The following is a 1,029-nucleotide window of genomic DNA, read 5'->3' on the forward strand; positions in this document are numbered from 1 at the left end:
GCGCGTGACGAGCTGCGGGGTGGTTTGGGGGGCGGGGGGGGCCGGCCGCAGCCCGAGCCCGCCGCCGGCGGTCTGGGCGTTCTGCCCCCGCCCCGCCGCCGGGAATGGGCGCGCAACCTTGATCACCCTGTCCGCCGATAGGGTAGAAACCTGGTGGACATGCGCCTTCCGCGAATGCGGCGCAGGGTGCGAGAGCCAGACTAAACAGCAGGATCGCACTTCTCATAAACTACTCCCATGCTCAGCCCCGGAGATGCCAAACACTGCAATACCGAACAGTGTGATTGGCAGAAGAACACGTGCTGACCATGTTGAACTCATCGCTGGATGCTCCGACGGCACTTCATAGAACAAATCAATCACTCTTCGCTGCAGCACCATATTTGCCACTGGTCACTACACTTTCAGGGGCTGCGGAAGGAATGGAAGGCGAGTAGGCACGTGCGTTGCTCACCTCCCCACCCTGAGAAGCCGACGGCGCTGGCGGCGGCGGTGTGTAGGAACCCGGCGGCTGGCCCTGTGGGCCAGCGGCTGCCGAGCCACCTATCTGCGAATATGCCATGAAGCTGCCCAAGGTCCCTATGCGCAGCTCACCACGCGGCACTGTACTTGGACCATCTCCGTTGCCGCCTTGTTCCTCAACGGAATGATTTGAACTCAGACAAACTACAGGCTGAGTAAATAACTTCACACTGCTGACCACCAACTTCACAGCGCTGCTTTGCCATGGCGGATGCTTGACTCAGCGTCTCAGCACGAACGATGCTCGAAAGAGTCGCACCAGAGTTACGTGCAGCAGCCGTCGGATCCGCGAGCGCGACGCACTGGTTGTAGTAATCAATTCTGATCTCACACTCTCGGCCACCCGCGCGTTTGCATTCCTGCAAGGCGAGCTGGGTCGCAGCCTTCTTTGACTTCTGCGATACCGCGACTCCGGTCGCGGTAGGCCCATTGGGCTCGGCTGCATTCTTCCCTTCCGCCACTGCTCCCCAGCGGGTTTCCCATTTTCCATCACGCACCATTCTGCGG

At 60.6% G+C, this 1,029-nt stretch carries 1 protein-coding gene and 1 pseudogene; both read right to left on the minus strand.

The window, feature by feature from the left end:
- Nucleotides 1-85: 85 nt before the first annotated feature.
- Nucleotides 86-226, minus strand: a pseudogene (locus KVS69_RS21170) (DUF4189 domain-containing protein); the annotation flags it as partial.
- A 412-nt stretch (nucleotides 227-638) separates the two neighbouring features.
- Nucleotides 639-1,029, minus strand: a 391-nt coding sequence (locus tag KVS69_RS18415; RefSeq protein ID WP_217539432.1) for a DUF4189 domain-containing protein, incomplete at its 5' end; no start/stop codon positions are given.

This window comes from Stenotrophomonas sp. GbtcB23, assembly GCF_019091045.1.
Lineage (GTDB): Bacteria > Pseudomonadota > Gammaproteobacteria > Xanthomonadales > Xanthomonadaceae > Stenotrophomonas > Stenotrophomonas rhizophila_A.